The organism is Beduini sp. (assembly GCF_047239305.1).
In the GTDB taxonomy this organism is placed as follows: domain Bacteria; phylum Bacillota_I; class Bacilli_A; order Erysipelotrichales; family Coprobacillaceae; genus Beduini.
In genome coordinates this window covers 1-17,809 of sequence record NZ_JBKTEM010000013.1, presented here as the reverse complement: position 1 = coordinate 17,809, position 17,809 = coordinate 1, and the positions used below count along the sequence as shown (strand labels likewise).

The 17,809-nt window shown below is 34.9% G+C and carries 20 protein-coding genes, 1 pseudogene and 1 other annotated feature (1 of these 22 cut by a window edge); of the genes and pseudogenes, 7 read left to right on the top strand and 14 right to left on the bottom strand.

Translation table 11 applies throughout. From position 1 onward, the window contains the following. Positions 1-231: a binding site (T-box leader), on the bottom strand; it reaches 19 nt to the left of the window's first position. A 239-nt stretch (positions 232-470) separates the two neighbouring features. Then, complete coding sequence (locus ACLRVU_RS13265) at positions 471-1,385, top strand: diacylglycerol/lipid kinase family protein (RefSeq protein ID WP_412892212.1); 915 nt, start codon at positions 471-473, stop codon at positions 1,383-1,385. A gap of 125 nt (positions 1,386-1,510) precedes the next feature. On the opposite strand, the gene trxA is transcribed toward ACLRVU_RS13265, so the two are convergent. The 3 genes from trxA to ACLRVU_RS13250 are packed head-to-tail and all read right to left on the bottom strand — an operon-like array spanning position 1,511 to position 3,580. Next, positions 1,511-1,813, bottom strand: a complete 303-nt coding sequence (trxA, locus tag ACLRVU_RS13260; protein WP_147550841.1) for a thioredoxin — start codon at positions 1,811-1,813, stop codon at positions 1,511-1,513. Between the two features lie 49 nt (positions 1,814-1,862). Next, positions 1,863-2,669, bottom strand: coding sequence for a mechanosensitive ion channel domain-containing protein (locus ACLRVU_RS13255; protein ID WP_147550843.1), 807 nt, complete (start codon positions 2,667-2,669; stop codon positions 1,863-1,865). Between the two features lie 35 nt (positions 2,670-2,704). After that, positions 2,705-3,580, bottom strand: a complete 876-nt coding sequence (locus tag ACLRVU_RS13250) for a hypothetical protein (protein ID WP_412892211.1) — start codon at positions 3,578-3,580, stop codon at positions 2,705-2,707. A gap of 141 nt (positions 3,581-3,721) precedes the next feature. On the opposite strand from ACLRVU_RS13250, the gene ACLRVU_RS13245 reads away from it, so the two are divergent. The 3 genes from ACLRVU_RS13245 (at position 3,722) to ACLRVU_RS13235 (ending at position 7,260) form a co-directional block, all read left to right on the top strand. After that, complete coding sequence (locus ACLRVU_RS13245; protein ID WP_412892210.1) at positions 3,722-4,588, top strand: DegV family protein; 867 nt, start codon at positions 3,722-3,724, stop codon at positions 4,586-4,588. A 96-nt stretch (positions 4,589-4,684) separates the two neighbouring features. Beyond that, positions 4,685-6,442, top strand: coding sequence for a ribonuclease J1 (gene rnjA / locus ACLRVU_RS13240; RefSeq protein WP_412892209.1), 1,758 nt, complete (start codon positions 4,685-4,687; stop codon positions 6,440-6,442). Further along, positions 6,442-7,260, top strand: a complete 819-nt coding sequence (locus tag ACLRVU_RS13235) for a metallophosphoesterase (protein ID WP_412892208.1) — start codon at positions 6,442-6,444, stop codon at positions 7,258-7,260. Before rnjA ends, ACLRVU_RS13235 begins: the two co-directional genes overlap by 1 nt. Positions 7,261-7,271: 11 nt before the next feature. On the opposite strand, the gene pflA is transcribed toward ACLRVU_RS13235, so the two are convergent. From pflA to ACLRVU_RS13210, 5 genes and pseudogenes are all read right to left on the bottom strand, one after another. Further along, positions 7,272-8,033, bottom strand: coding sequence for a pyruvate formate-lyase-activating protein (pflA, locus tag ACLRVU_RS13230; protein ID WP_412892207.1), 762 nt, complete (start codon positions 8,031-8,033; stop codon positions 7,272-7,274). Positions 8,034-8,111: 78 nt separating this feature from the next. Continuing rightward, a pseudogene (gene grcA3, locus ACLRVU_RS13225) lies at positions 8,112-8,336 on the bottom strand (autonomous glycyl radical cofactor GrcA3); the annotation flags it as partial. Between the two features lie 30 nt (positions 8,337-8,366). Further along, entirely contained in the window at positions 8,367-8,573 is a 207-nt protein-coding gene (locus ACLRVU_RS13220) for a hypothetical protein (protein ID WP_147550855.1), read from the bottom strand. Between the two features lie 17 nt (positions 8,574-8,590). Beyond that, on the bottom strand, positions 8,591-10,648 hold the full coding sequence (gene pflB, locus ACLRVU_RS13215; RefSeq protein WP_412892206.1) for a formate C-acetyltransferase: 2,058 nt from the start codon (positions 10,646-10,648) through the stop codon (positions 8,591-8,593). Positions 10,649-10,983: 335 nt separating this feature from the next. Further along, positions 10,984-11,334, bottom strand: a complete 351-nt coding sequence (locus ACLRVU_RS13210; RefSeq protein ID WP_412892205.1) for a hypothetical protein — start codon at positions 11,332-11,334, stop codon at positions 10,984-10,986. Between the two features lie 116 nt (positions 11,335-11,450). On the opposite strand from ACLRVU_RS13210, the gene ACLRVU_RS13205 reads away from it, so the two are divergent. After that, the gene (locus tag ACLRVU_RS13205; RefSeq protein ID WP_412892204.1) at positions 11,451-12,635 is read left to right on the top strand and encodes an FtsW/RodA/SpoVE family cell cycle protein; all 1,185 of its coding nucleotides are present in this window, start codon (positions 11,451-11,453) and stop codon (positions 12,633-12,635) included. A gap of 74 nt (positions 12,636-12,709) precedes the next feature. Here the strand turns inward: ACLRVU_RS13205 and ACLRVU_RS13200 are convergent, their stop codons facing one another. Together ACLRVU_RS13200 and ACLRVU_RS13195 are read right to left on the bottom strand one after the other, a co-directional pair. Next, on the bottom strand, positions 12,710-13,558 hold the full coding sequence (locus ACLRVU_RS13200; protein ID WP_412892203.1) for an RluA family pseudouridine synthase: 849 nt from the start codon (positions 13,556-13,558) through the stop codon (positions 12,710-12,712). Further along, positions 13,558-14,346 (bottom strand): NAD kinase, encoded by a 789-nt coding sequence (locus ACLRVU_RS13195; RefSeq protein ID WP_412892202.1) that lies wholly within the window; start codon positions 14,344-14,346, stop codon positions 13,558-13,560. Before ACLRVU_RS13195 ends, ACLRVU_RS13200 begins: the two co-directional genes overlap by 1 nt. A gap of 87 nt (positions 14,347-14,433) precedes the next feature. Between ACLRVU_RS13195 and ACLRVU_RS13190 the strand changes: the two genes are divergently transcribed. Then, positions 14,434-15,009, top strand: coding sequence for a CYTH domain-containing protein (locus ACLRVU_RS13190; RefSeq protein ID WP_147550863.1), 576 nt, complete (start codon positions 14,434-14,436; stop codon positions 15,007-15,009). Position 15,010: 1 nt separating this feature from the next. Here the strand turns inward: ACLRVU_RS13190 and spx are convergent, their stop codons facing one another. The 4 genes from spx to ACLRVU_RS13170 all read right to left on the bottom strand — a co-directional run bounded on the left by spx (position 15,011) and on the right by ACLRVU_RS13170 (position 17,144). Next, positions 15,011-15,454 carry a transcriptional regulator Spx gene (gene spx, locus ACLRVU_RS13185; protein WP_041139002.1) on the bottom strand — a complete coding sequence of 148 codons (444 nt, stop codon included), beginning with the start codon at positions 15,452-15,454 and terminating at the stop codon, positions 15,011-15,013. Between the two features lie 119 nt (positions 15,455-15,573). Beyond that, positions 15,574-16,158: a hypothetical protein gene (locus ACLRVU_RS13180; protein WP_412892201.1), complete on the bottom strand. Its 585-nt coding sequence runs from the start codon at positions 16,156-16,158 to the stop codon at positions 15,574-15,576. Between the two features lie 108 nt (positions 16,159-16,266). Continuing rightward, positions 16,267-16,734 (bottom strand): competence protein ComK, encoded by a 468-nt coding sequence (locus ACLRVU_RS13175; RefSeq protein WP_147550866.1) that lies wholly within the window; start codon positions 16,732-16,734, stop codon positions 16,267-16,269. 29 nt (positions 16,735-16,763) lie between these two features. Next, a complete protein-coding gene (locus ACLRVU_RS13170) occupies positions 16,764-17,144 on the bottom strand; it encodes a RidA family protein (protein ID WP_412892200.1) in 381 nt (126 codons plus the stop codon). A gap of 133 nt (positions 17,145-17,277) precedes the next feature. Between ACLRVU_RS13170 and ACLRVU_RS13165 the strand changes: the two genes are divergently transcribed. Next, positions 17,278-17,757, top strand: coding sequence for a hypothetical protein (locus ACLRVU_RS13165; protein WP_412892199.1), 480 nt, complete (start codon positions 17,278-17,280; stop codon positions 17,755-17,757). Positions 17,758-17,809: the final 52 nt, after the last annotated feature.

Genomic DNA, 17,809 nt, shown 5'->3' with positions numbered 1-17,809 from the left:
CTTCGTGTTACCACCTCAGTTTGTAAATATCTCACAATATTTACCTTATCAAGTACGCTAAATAACTTAGTTCATACTCTAACATGATAACGGCATGTAACCGGATATGCCTACTAATTTCAGCACTCAACTCCAAGATGAATTCACTATTTTTCATTTGATCCCATTTCACCAACCTAGGACTCTCTTTACAAATGGCCAATACCTACTATTTCTTTTCACAGTATTTTATCGATAGATTATGCAATAATATTAATACGATTTTTAACCTTTGTCAATTCTTTTATATAAAATAACAACATCATTCTAATAATTATTGAATTTCAGAAAAAACCTATCTTAAAATAAGATTTTTGTATTTTAAGCATGATTCCTTCAGTTAAATCATACTATTTATAGAACAAAATAATGGCATATTCTTAGAACATTCGACAAAATATATGGTATGATAAATAAAAGGGGTGAAGCGTATGAAATGCTTACTGATCGTCAATCCAACGTCAGGGCGCAAAAATATTCAAGCAACACTGCATGAATTAATTGGAAAACTTGTTTTAAAAAAAGTTATTTCTTCTTTTGAGGTTTTTTATACCCAAGGAAACCGTGATGCCTATCAGCTTTTATTAACGCTTGCACCTCATCAGTATGATTTAATTATTTCGGTTGGCGGAGATGGAACACAAAGTGAAGTTATCAACGGAATCATTGACGGAAAATGCGATATCCCGCTGTATATTTTAGCGGCAGGAACCGTTAATGATCTATCCCGTGCCTTGAAGATTCCGGAAAAGCATGACGATGTCGTAAAAACAATAGCGAAGTTTCATCAGATCAAGATGGACGTGGGAAAAGCCAATCATGTTTATTTTGCTAATGTTTTAGCCGGAGGAATGTTTACCGATATTGGCTTTAAAGTGGATAAAAAGAAAAAGGCTATTTTAGGTCCTTTTGCTTATTATTTGAATGCTGTTTTAGATCTGCCTAATCAGCTTAACAGTACGATGGATCTCCACATTGAAATTGACGGAGAAATCATCGATGAAGAAGCCTATATGTTTCTAGTTACCAACTCTCGCTTAGTAGGCGGCTTCTTATTAGCTTCCCAAGCCGATTTATGTGACGGATTGCTTGATTTATTGGTAGTAAAGAAGTGTGACATCACTGATCTGATTGCGTTATCTAAAGATATTCTATTAAACAAGCATTTAGATAGTCCGTTTATTATTTACCGACAAGCAAAGCATATTCATCTTTCTTCTTCTAAATCCATCACCTTAGATATTGATGGAGAACAGGCGAATGAACTGCCTATTGATATTTCCGTAGCACCGCAAGCCATCAAGATCATTACTCCTAAAGTCAAAAAAATAAAAAGTAACCGTTGAACAATATATTTCATTAGGTTACTTTTTGTATTTATCCGTTCATTCATCTTTCTTACTCGTTTTTCATTACTACAGGCATACATAAATATTTTTACATAACAAAAAAAGTGGGAACTCCCACTCTCTTAGTATTTTGATAACATATTTCTTAATTGCGGTTCACCGGTAAAACCAACTTGAGTTTCTACAGGCTGACCATCTTTAAACATCACCAAAGTCGGAATAGATTGTACCCCATAACGTCCTGCAATATCAGGAGATTGGTCAACATCCACTTTGATTATTTTCACATTTGTATACTCACCAGATAATTTTTCTAGTACCGGAGCAATCATTTTGCATGGTCCGCACCATGTTGCAAAAAAATCAACTAATACTGCTCCTGTTGAAATTTCTTGATCAAATTCATTTGAATTCACGATTTTCATGTTTTATCACCTCTATACATATTATGCCAAAGTATCTGAATTTAATCAATTAATTTGCTTTAAGAGTGACATCTAACTGATTAAATGGAATTTTAATACCTTCTTTATCAAAAGCTGCTTTTACTTGTTCCAGCATGTCAAAACGAAAATCAACGAAATCATCGTTTTCACACCACGCTCTTAACAGAACCTGCACACTGCTTTCTTTATAACCGGATACACGGATAAGTGGTTCGGGATTTTTTAAAGCCTTAGGATGTGACAAGATCACATCATGGATAACTGCTTTTACTTTTTCAATGTCGGCATCATAAGCTACATCAAAGATTAATTCTAAACGGCGATGTTCCTCATGAGTACTGTTTACAATGATATTTTGAGTCATTTGCGAGTTTGGAACGACGATGCGTTTATTGTCAATCGTATTGAGAACAGTGAACATCACTTGAATTTCTTTAACCGTTCCAGCAAATTGATTCACTTCAATATAATCGCCTGCCATAAACGGTTTTGTAAATAAAATAATGATGCCACTCACAAAATTACTAAGGTTATCTTTGAACCCCAAAGCCAAAGCGGCGCCAGCTGTTCCAAAAATCGCAAATAATGAAGCAGTAGGAAAGCCTAATGCACCAATAGCACTGATGATGACCACTACTTTTAATCCGCTGCTTACTACCGAACGTACAAATGAAATCAATGTCAGTTCAATCTTAGCTCGGTTCATCGCCTTCACTACAAATTTCGTGACAAACTGTGACAGATAAAGTCCAATGACCAGGACTAAAATCGCTGAAAAACACTTTTCTCCTAATTCTAATCCTTTTGTGATTAAAAAGTCGATAACTTGTTCCATGTTTCCTCCTAGACTAAAAATAAGCGATCAATCGCTTATTTAGCTGCGGCTTCACTCTCTTTTACAACTTGTTTATAAAAGACCGTGATCGCTAATTGTAATTTAACTTTATAGATCATAACAGCAAATGTGATAGAGGCTAATGCAATCAAGATAGTCATTACACAAGCTAAGACAAAACTTAATGATGGCAGCATGCCAATCAATTGTGTAAATCCGTTTGTTAAAGCGATATTTGCTAAAGTGATGGCAATCAATGCGCCAAGATAAGGAATCGCAAAGCGAAGAAGCAATGTGATGTACGCCCATGTTCTACCTTTCATTCCTTTCCAAGATGCAGAAAGTGACTCAAACAATGAATACTCTTTATCTACTGCATAATAATAAGTTAAAGCAAATTTAATTTCTAAGAATAACCCAACGACCATAGCAATCGCAAAGCCAATCAGCATTCCAGCAGGAATCAGCCATTGAATTAAATTATTAGAATCCGTTGTTTTAATAAAATCAATGCTTCCTGTTAATAACGCTCGGATACATGCAAAAACATGTTCAACATCTCCTGAAAAAGCAACCATTGATCCTAAAATGATTAAGATTTGGATAATCACAATGATCAGTCTTTTTCCAACAAACACAGAGAATGCACTCGGATATTCTTTAAGTCCCATTAACGTATATTTTAATGTAGTGACTTCTTTTGCTTTTCTATCATAAGCTTTTAATGATGCACGAATCGTTCCTAATTCCAATGTCTCCATCAGTACAGATAAGATCATAAATGGAATAAAGTAAGAAAATCCTCCAAGGATTCCCAATATTGCACCAACCGCTAAAAATGTTCCTGATATATAATGTGAACTTTTTTGATATAAGAAATTGGCCTGTTCCTTTATTTCTTTTGTATTCAATTCTATTCCCTCCTGCCATTTACACCATATTATATCATAAAATTACAGCGTTTCCACTAAAATAATAATTTTGATAAAAATAAAAAACGTTGTGTAAATATGTTATTTTTGATATGATGATTAAGTTAGGAGGAATCTTCTATGAAAAAAATCGCAATCGTAACCGACAGCAATTCAAGTATTTCTCAAAAAGAAGGAAAGGAGCTTGGAATCTTCATTATTCCAATGCCTTTTACGATTAATGGGAAAGAATATTTTGAAGATATTAATTTAAGTTCAGATGAATTTTTTGAGTTGCTGGAAAATGGAAATAAAGTATTTACATCACAACCCTCTGCTGGAAACATTACGGCTTTATGGGATGAACTTTTAGAAGAATATGACGAGATTTTACATATGCCAATGTCAAGCGGACTAAGTGGTTCTTGTCAAACAGCGATGCTTTTAGCTGAGGAATATAAGGGAAAAGTGTTTGTTGTAAATAATCAGCGTATTTCGATTACTTTAAAGCATGATGTGTTAGAAGCTTTAAAGCTGATCAGTCAAGGAAAAGATGCACAGTATATAAAAGATATATTGGAAGTCAATAAATTTAATTCAACCATTTATATCACGGTACCAACCTTGGAATATTTAAAACGCGGCGGACGTTTAACACCGTTAGCGGCAGCTTTAGGCGGTCTGTTGAAATTGAAGCCTATTTTAACGATTCAAGGAGAAAAGCTTGATGCTTTTGAAAAGACACGTACAATGGCTAAGGCTCATAAGATTATGGCTGAAGCACTTGTAAGAGATATTAATGAAAAATTAGATCCTGAAGGAAAAGGTGCGAATTGTAATATCTATGTCGCATATACTAAAGATGAACAAATCGCTAGAGATATGGTTGAATATTTAAAAGAATATTTTCCAAATAATGTTATTACTTATGCTCCACTGTCGTTATCTATTGCATGTCATACGGGACCTAATGCAATCGGAATCGGTGCTTGTTTGAACATTGACTAGAGGTTAACTCTAGTTTTTTATTCTTTTCTATAAAAGAATGGCCGAAATTATGCTATAATTTATGGAGATGAAAAATTTTAAAAAAGAGGTGAAATCATGCCAACAGAAAAAGTTGCAAATAAAGAAAAAAATAATAAAGCTACACAACATGCGCCTAAAAAGCGCCCTCTTGCTGGCACTAAAGAACCTAGATATACACATGAAACAAAAGTATATGCTTTAGGTGGCTTAGGTGAAGTCGGTAAGAACATGTATTGCATCGAACACGATAATGAAATCATCATTATTGATGCCGGTGTTAAATTTGCTGAGGAAGGATTACCGGGAATTGATTACATCATTCCAGATTATTCTTATCTCGTTAAAAATCAAAAGAAAATCAAAGCCTTGTTGATTACCCATGGACATGAAGATCATATCGGAGGAATCCCTTTCTTACTACAATTAGTGACGGTTCCTTTCATTTATGCTTCTCCATTAGCGAGTGCGTTGATCAAACGTAAATTAGAAGAAAGAAAATTAACAAAAGCTTCTAAGATAATAGAAATTGATGATTCTTCAAGAGTAGAAACGAAGTTCTTCAACATTGGTTTCTTTAGAACGAACCACTCTATTCCGGAATCTGTCGGAATTATTATCAATACACCTAATGGACGTATTGTAACAACCGGTGATTTTAAATTTGATTTAACACCAGTCGGTGAACCGGCTGACTTTCAAAAAATGTCATTCTTAGGTACAACCGGAGTTACCCTTTTGATGAGTGATTCAACAAATGCAGAAGTACCGACTTTCTCACTAAGTGAAAAAGTGGTAGCTAATTCTATCCAGAATGAATTCAGAAAAACGGAAGGACGTATCATTGTCGCAACATTTGCATCTAATGTTGACCGTGTTCAGCAGATCGTTCAGGCAGCTGTAAAATTTGATCGTCGTATTCTTGTTTTCGGACGTTCAATGGAAAATGTTATTCAGACTTCCCGCAAACTGGGACACATTAAATGTCCGGATCGCTATTTTATTAAAAGTGATGAAGCAAAGAAATTTCCTGACAGTCAACTGCTCATCTTGTGTACAGGAAGTCAGGGAGAACCTTTAGCGGCATTGTCACGTATTGCTGCCGGAACCCATAAATTTATCCGTATTAAACCAACTGATACGATTATTTTCTCATCAAGTCCGATTCCCGGAAATGCGGCGAGCATCAATCGTGTCGTAAACAAGCTCTTTAGATTAGGCGCTCGTGTATTAACACATTCTCCGTTAAACAGTCTGCATACATCAGGACATGCTTCTCAGGAAGAACAAAAACTGATGCTGCTGCTAACAAGTCCTAAATATTTTTTCCCAGTCCATGGGGAATACCGTATGCTTAAAATTCATAGTGAATTAGCTCATGATGTTGGTATTCCTAAAGAAAATACTTTCGTTCTTTCAAACGGGGATGTCATTATCTTAAAAGATGGAGAAGCTCGCTTAGGAAATCGTATTCATGCAGATGATATCTATGTCGACGGAAATGATATTACGGGATTATCTACTGCGGTATTAAGAGATCGCCAAATCTTATCTGAAGATGGAATGGTATCTATTCTTATTAGTATGGATTCACGTACTGGCAAGCTGCTGTCTCGTCCGGTTATCGTATCTCGTGGATTTGTTTATATGAAAGACAGTTATCAATTGATTAAAGAAGCCGAACGTTTAGTACAAGACGCTTTAAATAAATTATTAGCAGGAAAGACGACATTTAGTGAAATTAAGAATACGATTCGTGATACTTTAAGTCCATATTTCTATCGTAAAACGAAAAGAAATCCAATGATCATTCCGGTGATCATGAATAAAAAATAATGAAGAAGCTTCATTACTTAAAAGTTATTGTAATATTATTGCTGATCGCAGTGATAGGGGTAACCGCTTATTTAAGCTTTTATCGAACTCCTTATGCGATCAGTCTTTCTAAACACGAAGTCGTTCATACAGATTTACCGGAAGCTTTCAATAATTTTAAAGTAGGTTATTTTTCTGATTTGGATTTAAAAGATAATGATGATATTACACGACTAAAAAAAATAGTAGAAAAAATAAATGCACAGAATTTTGATTTGGTTTTATTTGGCGGTGATATTTACGATGCACAGATTATCAGCCAAGATGATGTCAGTCAGCTTTTAAATCAGATTACAGCTAAATATGGAAAATTTGCCGTGTTAGGTGAAAAAGATTACACCAGTGTCAATGATACTAAAAACATATTGCAGTTAGGCGGATTTGAGGTATTGTCAAATGAGGCACGTTCCATCTACTACAATAACAGTTCGATTACTTTATTCGGTTTGGAATCTGCTGATAATTTAGGTACTTTAATTAATGCCAACAACAGTGGTAATTATAAAATCGCTTTAGTGCATCAGCCTGATTTCTTTACAAATACGGTGGGTAAAGACATTGAATTACAGTTATCAGGACATTCACATGGAGGCTATATCTATCTTCCGTTTTTAGGTCCTTTGATTACTGTTGATGGAGCAAAGGCGTATAACCATGGTCGTTATGATGTTGGAGCTTCGACCTTGATCGTTTCTAATGGTCTGGGAATGGAAAGCGGGCAGTCAGCACGACTGTTCTGTACTCCCGATATCCTGCAAGTCACACTGAAAAATAAATAGAGGAGCAAAATTTATTGCCCCTCTTTTTTTAATTCACTTTTACGGTCTTTATAACCTTTTAAAACAACCTTACGTGCCTGAATTGCTTCTGATTTATCCAATGCAGGAATACCTTCTAATGGATATTCCATTCCTAAGCTTTTATATTTATTGATACCCATTGTATGATAAGGCAGAATATCCAACGCCTTAATATTGTGGAACTGTCCAATGTAGTATCCTAACTGATAAAGATAGTCATCGTTTTGTGTTATTGTCGGAACCACCACATGACGAATCCAGACTTCCTTGCCAATCTCATCAAGATAAGCTAAAAAATCTAAGATGCGGTCATTTTTCTGCTGTGTCAGTTTGATATGCTCCTGAGGATCAATATGCTTTATATCTAACATCACCAGATCAGTCACCACCATTAAACGATTCATCTTTTCCAATGCTTTTTCTTCTCTGGAGAAGGTAATTCCTGATGTATCTAAACAGGTATGAATTCCTTTTTCCTTGGCTGTAGCAAACAGCTCTGTAACAAAATCCATCTGCATCAACGGTTCTCCGCCTGTAACCGTTAAACCGCCTTCTTTATAAAAAGATTTATTTTCATCATAAGCCTCTAAAATTTCTTTTGTCGTCATTTTATTTCCGGTATTTAATTCCCAAGTATCCGGATTATGACAATACAAACAGCGCATTGGACAACCCTGAGTAAACACGACAAAGCGAATCCCCGGTCCGTCTACGGTACCAAATGATTCAGTTGAATGTATATATCCTTCCATTACGCGCCCTCCATTCTTGTTTCACTATACCCATTATAGCATTATTTAATTTAAAAAGGGAGCTAAGCTCCCTTTTAATTACATTGAATCGTGGAAAGTACGTGCGATAACGTCATCTTGTTGTTCTTTTGTAAGTTTAACGAAGTTAACTGCATATCCTGATACACGGATTGTTAATTGTGGATAGTTTTCAGGGTGAGCCTGAGCATCTAATAATGTTTCTTTAGTAAAAACATTAACGTTTAAATGATGTCCACCTTTTTCAACATAACCATCTAATAAAGATACTAAATTATCGATTTGAGCTTGATTTGCCATAGTATTCCCCTCCTATTAAAATTCGTCGTCTTCCTCTGTAAAGAACGTTGGAATCTGGCATGCTGACTGTACGCCGCATGAGTCCAAGCCTTTCTTTACTTCTATTTTATCAACATTGAATTCTTCGCTGTCATCATTGAACTGCACATTCATATGACCACCGCCATCCTCAACAAATTGATCTAACATTTTAATTAATTCTTCTACTTTTTTTTCGTTCAAAAGAATCGCTTCCTTTTTTATTTATCTTCTAAATCAATATCAACATCCAAGTCACCAACAAATACTTGGTCGTCTTTACCTAAAGCACCTGGAATGATTGAGAAAGTGTTAGAAATACCATCTTGTGCATCTTTAAATGGTAATTTTGCTACTGAAGCAAGTGAAGCAACAGCACCATGAGTATCTCTGCGATGCATTGGGTTAGCACCTGGAGCAAATGGTTCCCCTTTCTTTCTTCCATCCGGTGTACTTCCTGTTGCTTTACCATAAACAACATTAGAAGTAATAGTTAAGATAGATGTTGTAGGAACACTGTCACGATAAGTGTGATGAGATCTTACTTTATCCATGAATGTTTTTACTAGCCAGGTTGCAATTTCATCAGCTTTGTCGTCATTGTTACCGTATTTAGGGAAGTCTCCTTCAGTAATGAAATCTGTTACGATACCATCTTCATCTCTGACACATTTAACTTTTGCATATTTAATTGCTGATAATGAATCAGCTACTACTGAAAGACCGGCAATTCCTGTTGCGAAATAACGTTTAACATCTCTGTCATGTAATGCCATTTGAATTCTTTCATAGCAGTATTTATCATGCATATAGTGGATGATATTTAATGAGTTAACATAAACTCCAGCCAACCAGTCCATCATATCTTCATACTTAGACACTACATCGTTGAAATCTAAATATTCTCCTTCAACAGGTCTGAATTTAGGACCAACCTGTTTTTTGGAAACTTCATCGATACCACCGTTGATTGCATATAATAAACATTTAGCTAAGTTAGCACGAGCTCCGAAGAACTGCATTTCTTTACCAACAACCATTGAAGATACACAGCATGCGATAGCGTAGTCATCACCATGAGTAACTCTCATTAAGTCATCGTTTTCATATTGAATTGATGATGATTTGATTGACATGCTTGCACAATATGCTTTGAAGTTAGCAGGTAAGCGAGTTGACCATAAAACAGTTAAGTTTGGTTCCGGTGCTGCGCCTAAGTTGTCTAATGTGTGTAAATATCTGAATGAAGTTCTAGTGACCATTGGACGTCCATCGATACCAACACCACCGATTGATTCAGTTACCCATTGTGGATCTCCTGAGAACAATGCATTGTAATCTGGAGTACGAGCAAATTTAATCAATCTTAATTTCATGATGAAATGATCAACTAATTCCTGTGCTTCTTCTTCAGTTAAGACACCATTTTTAATATCTCTTTCGATATAGATATCAATAAATGTTGAAGTTCTTCCTAAAGACATTGCAGCCCCGTTTTGTTCCTTAACTGATGCTAAGTAACCGAAATATAACCATTGAATAGCTTCTTTAGCTGTTGTAGCTGGTTTTGAGATATCTAAACCATAGATTTTTCCTAATTCTTTCAATTCTCCTAAAGCTCTGATTTGTTCACTTAATTCTTCACGTAAACGAATGTTTTTACTATTCATACGTGCAACATGTGATGTAGCGAATTGTTCTTTTTTATCTTCAATTAAGCGATCTACTCCATATAATGCAACACGTCTATAATCTCCGATGATACGTCCACGTCCGTAAGCATCAGGTAATCCAGTAATGATATGAGAAGATCTGCATGCTCTCATTTCTGGAGTATAAACATCGAATACACCTTGGTTATGTGTTTTTCTGTATTTTGTAAAGATATTTACGATTTCAGGATCTACTTCGTATCCATTATCTGCACATGCTTGCTGTGCCATACGAATTCCACCAAAAGGCTGTAAAGATCTTTTAAACGGTTTTTCTGTTTGGAAACCAACGATCTTTTCCTTTGATTTATCTAAATAACCTGCTTCATGTGATGTGATGGTAGATACTACTTTAGTATCCATATCTAAGACACCACCGGCATCTCTTTCCTTAGCAGTTAAATCCATAACTTGATCCCATAATTCTAAAGTAGCTTTAGTAGGTCCGGCTAAGAATGATTCATCTCCTGTGTAAGGTGTGTAGTTTAATTGGATGAAATCTCTTAAGTTGATTTCAGAAGTCCATTTACCTTCTACAAACCCTTCCCATGCATTTGTTAAACTCATGTGTTTAAACCCCCTGTTTGATTTTTTATTTTTCCTAGTCAATTATAGCACCGCCAAAATATGAATACAACAAATTTATTACAATTTTAAAAAATTATTAGTATTTCATAAAAGTGTACTAGAAATGATAAATAAAACGCTGTAAAAGAAGATAATTAAAAGTGATCACACTCTTAATGTATCAGATAATAATTCCTATTACCACTTATTTGCTTAATTATTTTTAATATCAAATTCTACTCTTTTCAACATGTTAATTATATCACAATAGACTTATATCGACAATTAAAAGCATTTAAAACTGTATAAAAAAACTGCCTAGAATGGCAGTATATTTAAACTTTCGCTTTCATTTCATTTTCAATTGCCTGAGAGATTTTTCCAAAAATCATCGAAACTTTATTTTCATTTTGAACAATTCCACTGGCACCTAGAGCTTTTATTTTTTCTGCTTCGATTACTTTAGGTTCTTTAAGCTCAACTGTTACTTTTGACATTGAGCTGCTGATCTCTTTAATATTGCCGCTGCCGCCAAGTGCTGATAATAAATGTTCAATATCAACACCGGATTTAGCTAATACTTTCTGTTTTGGCTTTTTATTCTTTAAATAAAAACGAATTCCTAATAGAAGCACTGCAATCGCAATCACTCCTAAAGCTATATATAAATAAAGTTCATTTCCCATTTTCGCATATCCTTTCTTACGGTATTCTTTGTATTTTCTTCAATTTATAGTATACTATAGTCTAGAGGTGAAGGAAACATGAAAATAGAGAATTTTGAGTTAAGAGGAAGAGATTCGTGGATGTAGAAAAGAAGCAATATTTTCATATGCCGCTGCTAGTGATCATGATTATTGTTGCTATTATAAGCTGTATTGCGATCGCCTCCGCAAAGCCTCTCATTACCTATCCAAATCCTGGCGGGTATTGGTCAAAACAATTGCAATGGTACATTATTGGTTTTGTTGCCATGTATGCTGTATATAAATTTGGAAGTGACAGGATTTATTCTTGTATATGGATCATTTATTGGCTGTTGATGATTTCACTGTTGTTATTAGCCCTTAAGCATCGTTTCGGACTGCCGGTTCCTTTTGCTCAAGAAGTAAACGGGGCAACAAGCTGGTTTCAATTTCCCGGTGTTGGCGGAGTACAGCCAAGTGAATTTATGAAGATGGCAATCATTATCGCACTATCTAAGGTTGTTCAAGAACACAATGAGCTTTACACACTGCACACTTTTGAAACAGATTGTAAGCTTTTAGCTAAAGTAGCTGCAGTGTCCTTGCCGCCATGCCTGTTGATTTATCTGCAAAACGATGCCGGGGTAACGATGATCATTGCAGTATCTGTAATTTTCTTATTATTTGCCAGTGGTCTGCAGATGCGTTGGTTTATCGTTGGAGTAAGTATTCTTCTAGTCGGAATATTAGTGATCGTTTATATCTTCTTATATAATCAGGAATTATTTAAATCAATCTTCAGCGGACATAAAGCCGGGCGTTTCTATGGCTGGCTGGATCCCGAAGGCACCTATGGACAAGAAGGCTACCAGCTCTTTAATGCGTTGTTATCCTATGGAACTGCCTCCGTTTTCGGACATGGTTTTCAATCCGTCGTTATGAACTTCCCTGAAGCACATACAGACTTTATTTTTGCCGTAATATGTCAAGGGGGCGGACTGTTTGCCGGAGTTACTGTACTAACCGCAATCGTTTCTTTAGACATTACCATTCTAAAAATTGGGATTCAAGCTGATGAAAAAGGGCGCTGTCTAACAACCGGTTTATTTGGCTTACTGTTTATACAGCAGATCTGGAATATCTTTATGATTACTGGTTTATTGCCTATCACAGGAATCACGCTTCCATTTATTTCTTATGGCGGATCTTCGCTTTTATCCTATATGCTGATTATCGGAATGATCTTTGATATTGAAAAGCAGAATAGAATTAAACACAGTAAACTTCATAATTATGAATAAAACCGCTAAACAGCGGCTTTTTATTATACTCTTAATTTTTATAATCTTTAAGTATTCTATTCCTACAACCTATTCTACATGCTGCAAAAATATGTTTCATCGATTTTACGCTCTTTGGCAAACCGCAATGTCTGCTTTGTAATCGGATGAACAAAGCTTAACTGATAACTATGAAGAAAGTAGGTATCAGCTAAATTTTTTATATCACCATATAAATGATCTCCGATCAAAGGATGCCCGACAGCGGATAAATGCACACGGATTTGATGTGTTCTTCCAGTCTCCAACTGACATTCCACAATACTAAAGTTTTCGCCCTGTTTTAATACATGGCAATGTGTGACAGATGGTTTACCGGTAGGCAGAATTTCTCTGCGAACGTTTTTGTTTATTCGACCAATAGGTAAGTCAATCGTTTGATCGACGACATGCCCATAAGCCAATGCAACATATTTTCTTTCGATATGCTCTTTGCTTAACAGATAATGAATATAGCGATATTTCGCAACAATCAAAAGTCCGCTGGTCTCTCGGTCAAGTCTGTTCACAAAATGAATTGTGCTGTTTAATCCGATGGATTCATAATAAGCAATAAGACCGTTTGCTAAAGTCTGATCATGATAGCGATGATCGGGAATACAGGGCATCATAGCCGGTTTATTCACCACTAATAAGTAATCATCTTCGTAAATGATATCAAGCTCCATTTTTGATGGAGTCAGTTGTTTTCCACGTTTTTCTTGCGGAAAAATAATTTCCAGTACATCGTTTTTTCTGAGCAAACATCGAATCGTCACATGAATGCCATTCACTCGCATATCCCCATTTGTTTTTACTGCTGATAAAAGCTTATCCGAAATAGCATGTTCAGCAATAAAATCACGCAGCGATTGATCTTGTTCAATCTTAAACTTTAGTTTCATTAACTAATGAACGACCTTTTAATACGGCTGATAAATGTGAGTGGACGATACTGTATACATTGTACAGAATGTGAAGATAAAGAAACATTAATCTTTTCAAATGGTTTCAAATTATAAGAATATTGATCAATGCCAATAAAAACACCATCAAAGCGATCACAGGTCAATGTAACCAGCTGTTCTTTTCCCAGCACGATGCTTGATCCTAATGAACGATAGGCATTATGCTGTATCCCAGCTACCTCTGACAGCTGCATTACTTCTAAATCGGGATGGATTACTGCTCCTCCCAGTGATTTATTATAGGCCGTCGATCCTGAGGGAGTGCTGATGCAAAGTCCATTCCCACGGAATGTTTCCAAATGCTCTTCATTAATATAAACATGAAGCACCTGAGTATAATGAGGATTTTCAATGCGCATCTCATTTAGTGCATAGTACTGAGAGATTCCATTTTGATCCACAACCTGCACATCCAGCACAGCACGCTTATTAATCGTGTACTCTCCTTTTTTAATATCTGCCACAAGCTCATCAATTTCATCAGCCTGATAATCCGTATAAAAACCTAAAGTTCCGGTATGAACCCCTATGAAATAGACTTGATCTACTAAATGGAAATATTCATGCAGAGCATACAGCATCGTTCCATCTCCGCCAATGCTAATGATTAAGTCAGGCTCACTCTCATTATATTCTAATATCCCCTTCAATTTTTCTTTTAATGTATTTGAAATTTTTTTTGATTTTTCATCCTGCTTTACGACCATTAAATAACTCTTTATCATTCTATCACCGCCATTTAGTCATATTATATACTATCTTACTTTAAAATCCTAGCTTTCTTCTATATAATATAAGGAGAGGTGAAGCGTATGAATAAAAACATTGAAATTGAATATAAACTGCTTTTAACTAAGGAACAGTATGATATCTTAAAGCCTTTATTTAAAGGTCCTGCCTATCAGCAGACGAACTATTATTTTGATACTAAAGAAGAGAAGCTAAGATTAGCCCGCATTACTTTGCGTGTTCGTTTAAAAGATGATCATTATGAATTTACTTTAAAACGCTCTGGAGCTGTTGGTTTGGATGAATTCAATGAAAATATTTCAAAAGAAGATTTTCAGCATTTAATTCACAATGAAGAAATTGACAGTGAAATTTTAGAATTACTCAAAGAATATCATATCACTTTAAAAGATCTCTGCCAAATTTATACATTACAAACATATCGCTATGACCTTCCTTATAAAAACGGTCTCCTATCTTTAGATAAAAGCGAGTATCTAGGTGTAACAGATTATGAAATAGAATATGAAGTCACTAAAACCGAAAATGCGATAGAAGATTTCAATGCCTTTTTAAAGACAGCTGATGTCAAATACGTTCAAAACTGCAAAGGAAAAAGACACCGCCTATGCGATGTCTTATATGGAACACCACAGTAGGTTACTGCTGTGGTATTATTTTAGGTTGAACTCGTAATTTAGGATCACTGAACTGAGGGCAAGCCACATGTTCACATTCTGCCAACTTTCTCAATTCTCGAGGTATAAACGCTCTGATTTCCTCACTGTTGAATCCTACCTGGAAACGTCTTTCATCCATGATGATCGGTCTTTTTAAGACAGATGGATTATTTTGAATGAATTCTATCAACTCATTGGTCGTCATATCATTGACATCCACTCTATTTTCCTTAATAATCTTAGAACGCTTTGAAATAATATCATCTGTTCCGTTCTCAGAACGTTCAAGCAGTTCTCTCAATTCATTTTTTCTCAATAATGTAGAAAATATATTTTTTTCCACATAAGGTATGTTTTGTTCTTTCAGCCAAGATTTTACCTTACGACAAGAGGCACAACTTGGAGCCGTATATATTCTAATCATAATTTCAACTCCTTTGCTTTAGTTAATAATACATCAAATCCTATCATTTGACTATGATTATTTTCAGCTTCTGCATTAATACTACATTACAATTATAAACTGAAAATGAATTAAATAAACTAAATTAAGTATAATAATTTATAAAGATATTCGTGAAAATTCAAATAACCGCTTTTTAACTGCTTTAAAATACGTTTATAGGCCCTATTGGGATCACTTTCTTCTATTAAATAAAGCTGTGTATAAATGCTGAGGAGTTTTCTTGGCTGATATTGATACAATAACTCTATCTTTTGCAAGAGATATTGTTTTTTTATTCTTTCGGCTCTGGTTAGGCCATATTCTTTGTTTTCACAATAATCCTGAACAGTATAATGCAGAGAATGGGCAGGCATAGTTTTAACAATTTCACCGATCTCATTGCGCTTGTCATATGTGAGAACACTGCGATATTTTAAGTGCCCGTTATGATCTAATTCAATAGCGATTGCGTAGGTTTCATTTGCGACAATAAATTCATTGCTTGTTCGTTCCATAGAAATGGTTACGATGTTGTTGAAAAGATCATTTAAACATAATTCATCCACACGAATTAAATTGATTTCATCAATTAACTCTAAATCATCGTCTTCTTTCCATTCATATGGTTCTAAGAGTTCTTCATCATATAGAGACCAATTGACTAAGACATTTTTTATTTTCATTTTCATCACCCGTACTCATGTATATGCCTTCTTTCTATAAATATTCTATGAACTCCTTATTTGCTTTAGAAAGCGACACTTTCAGACAATAAAAAAGATTATCCGCAGCTAGGAATAATCTTTCAATATTGATTGCATTTTTTCTACAGTAATTTCATTCCCGAATACTGGTATTTCCGGTTTTAAATCAAACATATTCTTATAAGCAATAGCACTGCTTAAAAGCTTGCTCCATTGAAACGCCGTGATGTTTTCGTCAAGTAAAGAATTAAATTCTTCCCGAACATGATGTAAGCAATAATGAAGTGAAACCCAAATACATTTTTGATTGCGATATGAACCGGTCGGAATTAAAATATTCAATCCCTGTTCAGTATAATAGCTGATAGGCTTTTTATAACGACTTTCACCCAAAATTCCTTTACTGGATTGCTGAATGGATGAAAACGACAGCAGCAGCGGCTTTAAATAATTGTCCATCACTTTTTCTACCGGCTGTTCATAATAAAAAATTTGGTTTTCTGATGTCACAACGATGCAATGCGTAGAATTCACTTTAAATAAAATATCAATCATTTTAACTCCCCTTTTGAGGCAGTCAGCAATTAACCTTTATAAGCAATAACTTCCACTTCTACTAAAGCGTCTTTTGGCAGCTTATCTACAGCTACTGCACTTCGAGCAGGAAATGGTGCAACAAAGTAGTTCGAATAAACTTCATTCATTGCTGCAAAGTCATCCATATTATCAAGGAAGACTGTTGTTTTCACTACATTTGAAAAATCTAATCCTTGATCATTTAATAGTGCTTTCACGTTTTCTAATGATTGTTTCGTCTGCACTTTAATATCATTTTCAACCATGTCCCCTGTTTTAGGATCTAATGGAATCTGACCAGAAAAAAAGATAAAATCTCCAATATTTACTCCTTGACTGTATGGACCAATTGCTGATGGTGCCATTTCTGTATTAACTATATTTTTCATTTAGCAAATCCCCCTTTTACTCCTCTATTATAGCATAATCCTGCCAGAGATAGAAAGAGCTAAAATTCATTGACTCAGAGGTTGTGAAGTTATAATAATTATGATAAAATGGATTGAACGAAGGAGGCTAAGTATGGATAAACTTAAAAAGTTCGCTAAAGAAATTAGTGTCTTTGGTATCGTTATTGTCATCGTTGGGGCACTATTAATTTATAAACAATTCAATATGAATGATTATACTATAATTTCAGCTGATAAGGCTGTTTCTATGATTCAGGCTGATAAGGATTTTATTGTAGTATTTGGTACCGTCAAAACAACGACAACATCAAGCTCTACAACAGAGGAACAAAATAATGATCCTGCTAACCTAACAGCAGAACAGGCAACATATGTAAAAAAATACATTAAGAAACATCGCCAAAAAGTTTATTATGTAAATGCTGATAAAATTGAAGATTTAGCGACATATATGAAAGATAACTTCAATAGTGATTCTACTCTACCACAGACATTCTTTATTAAGAATGGAGAGATTACTTCAAATAAGAGCGGTGCGATTAAATATGTAGAGTTCTCTAAATTAGTTACCGAATGGAAAGAAGCCGAATAATAAAACGAAAACATAACCACAGTTGAGGTTATGTTTTTTTATGCTCTTTTTC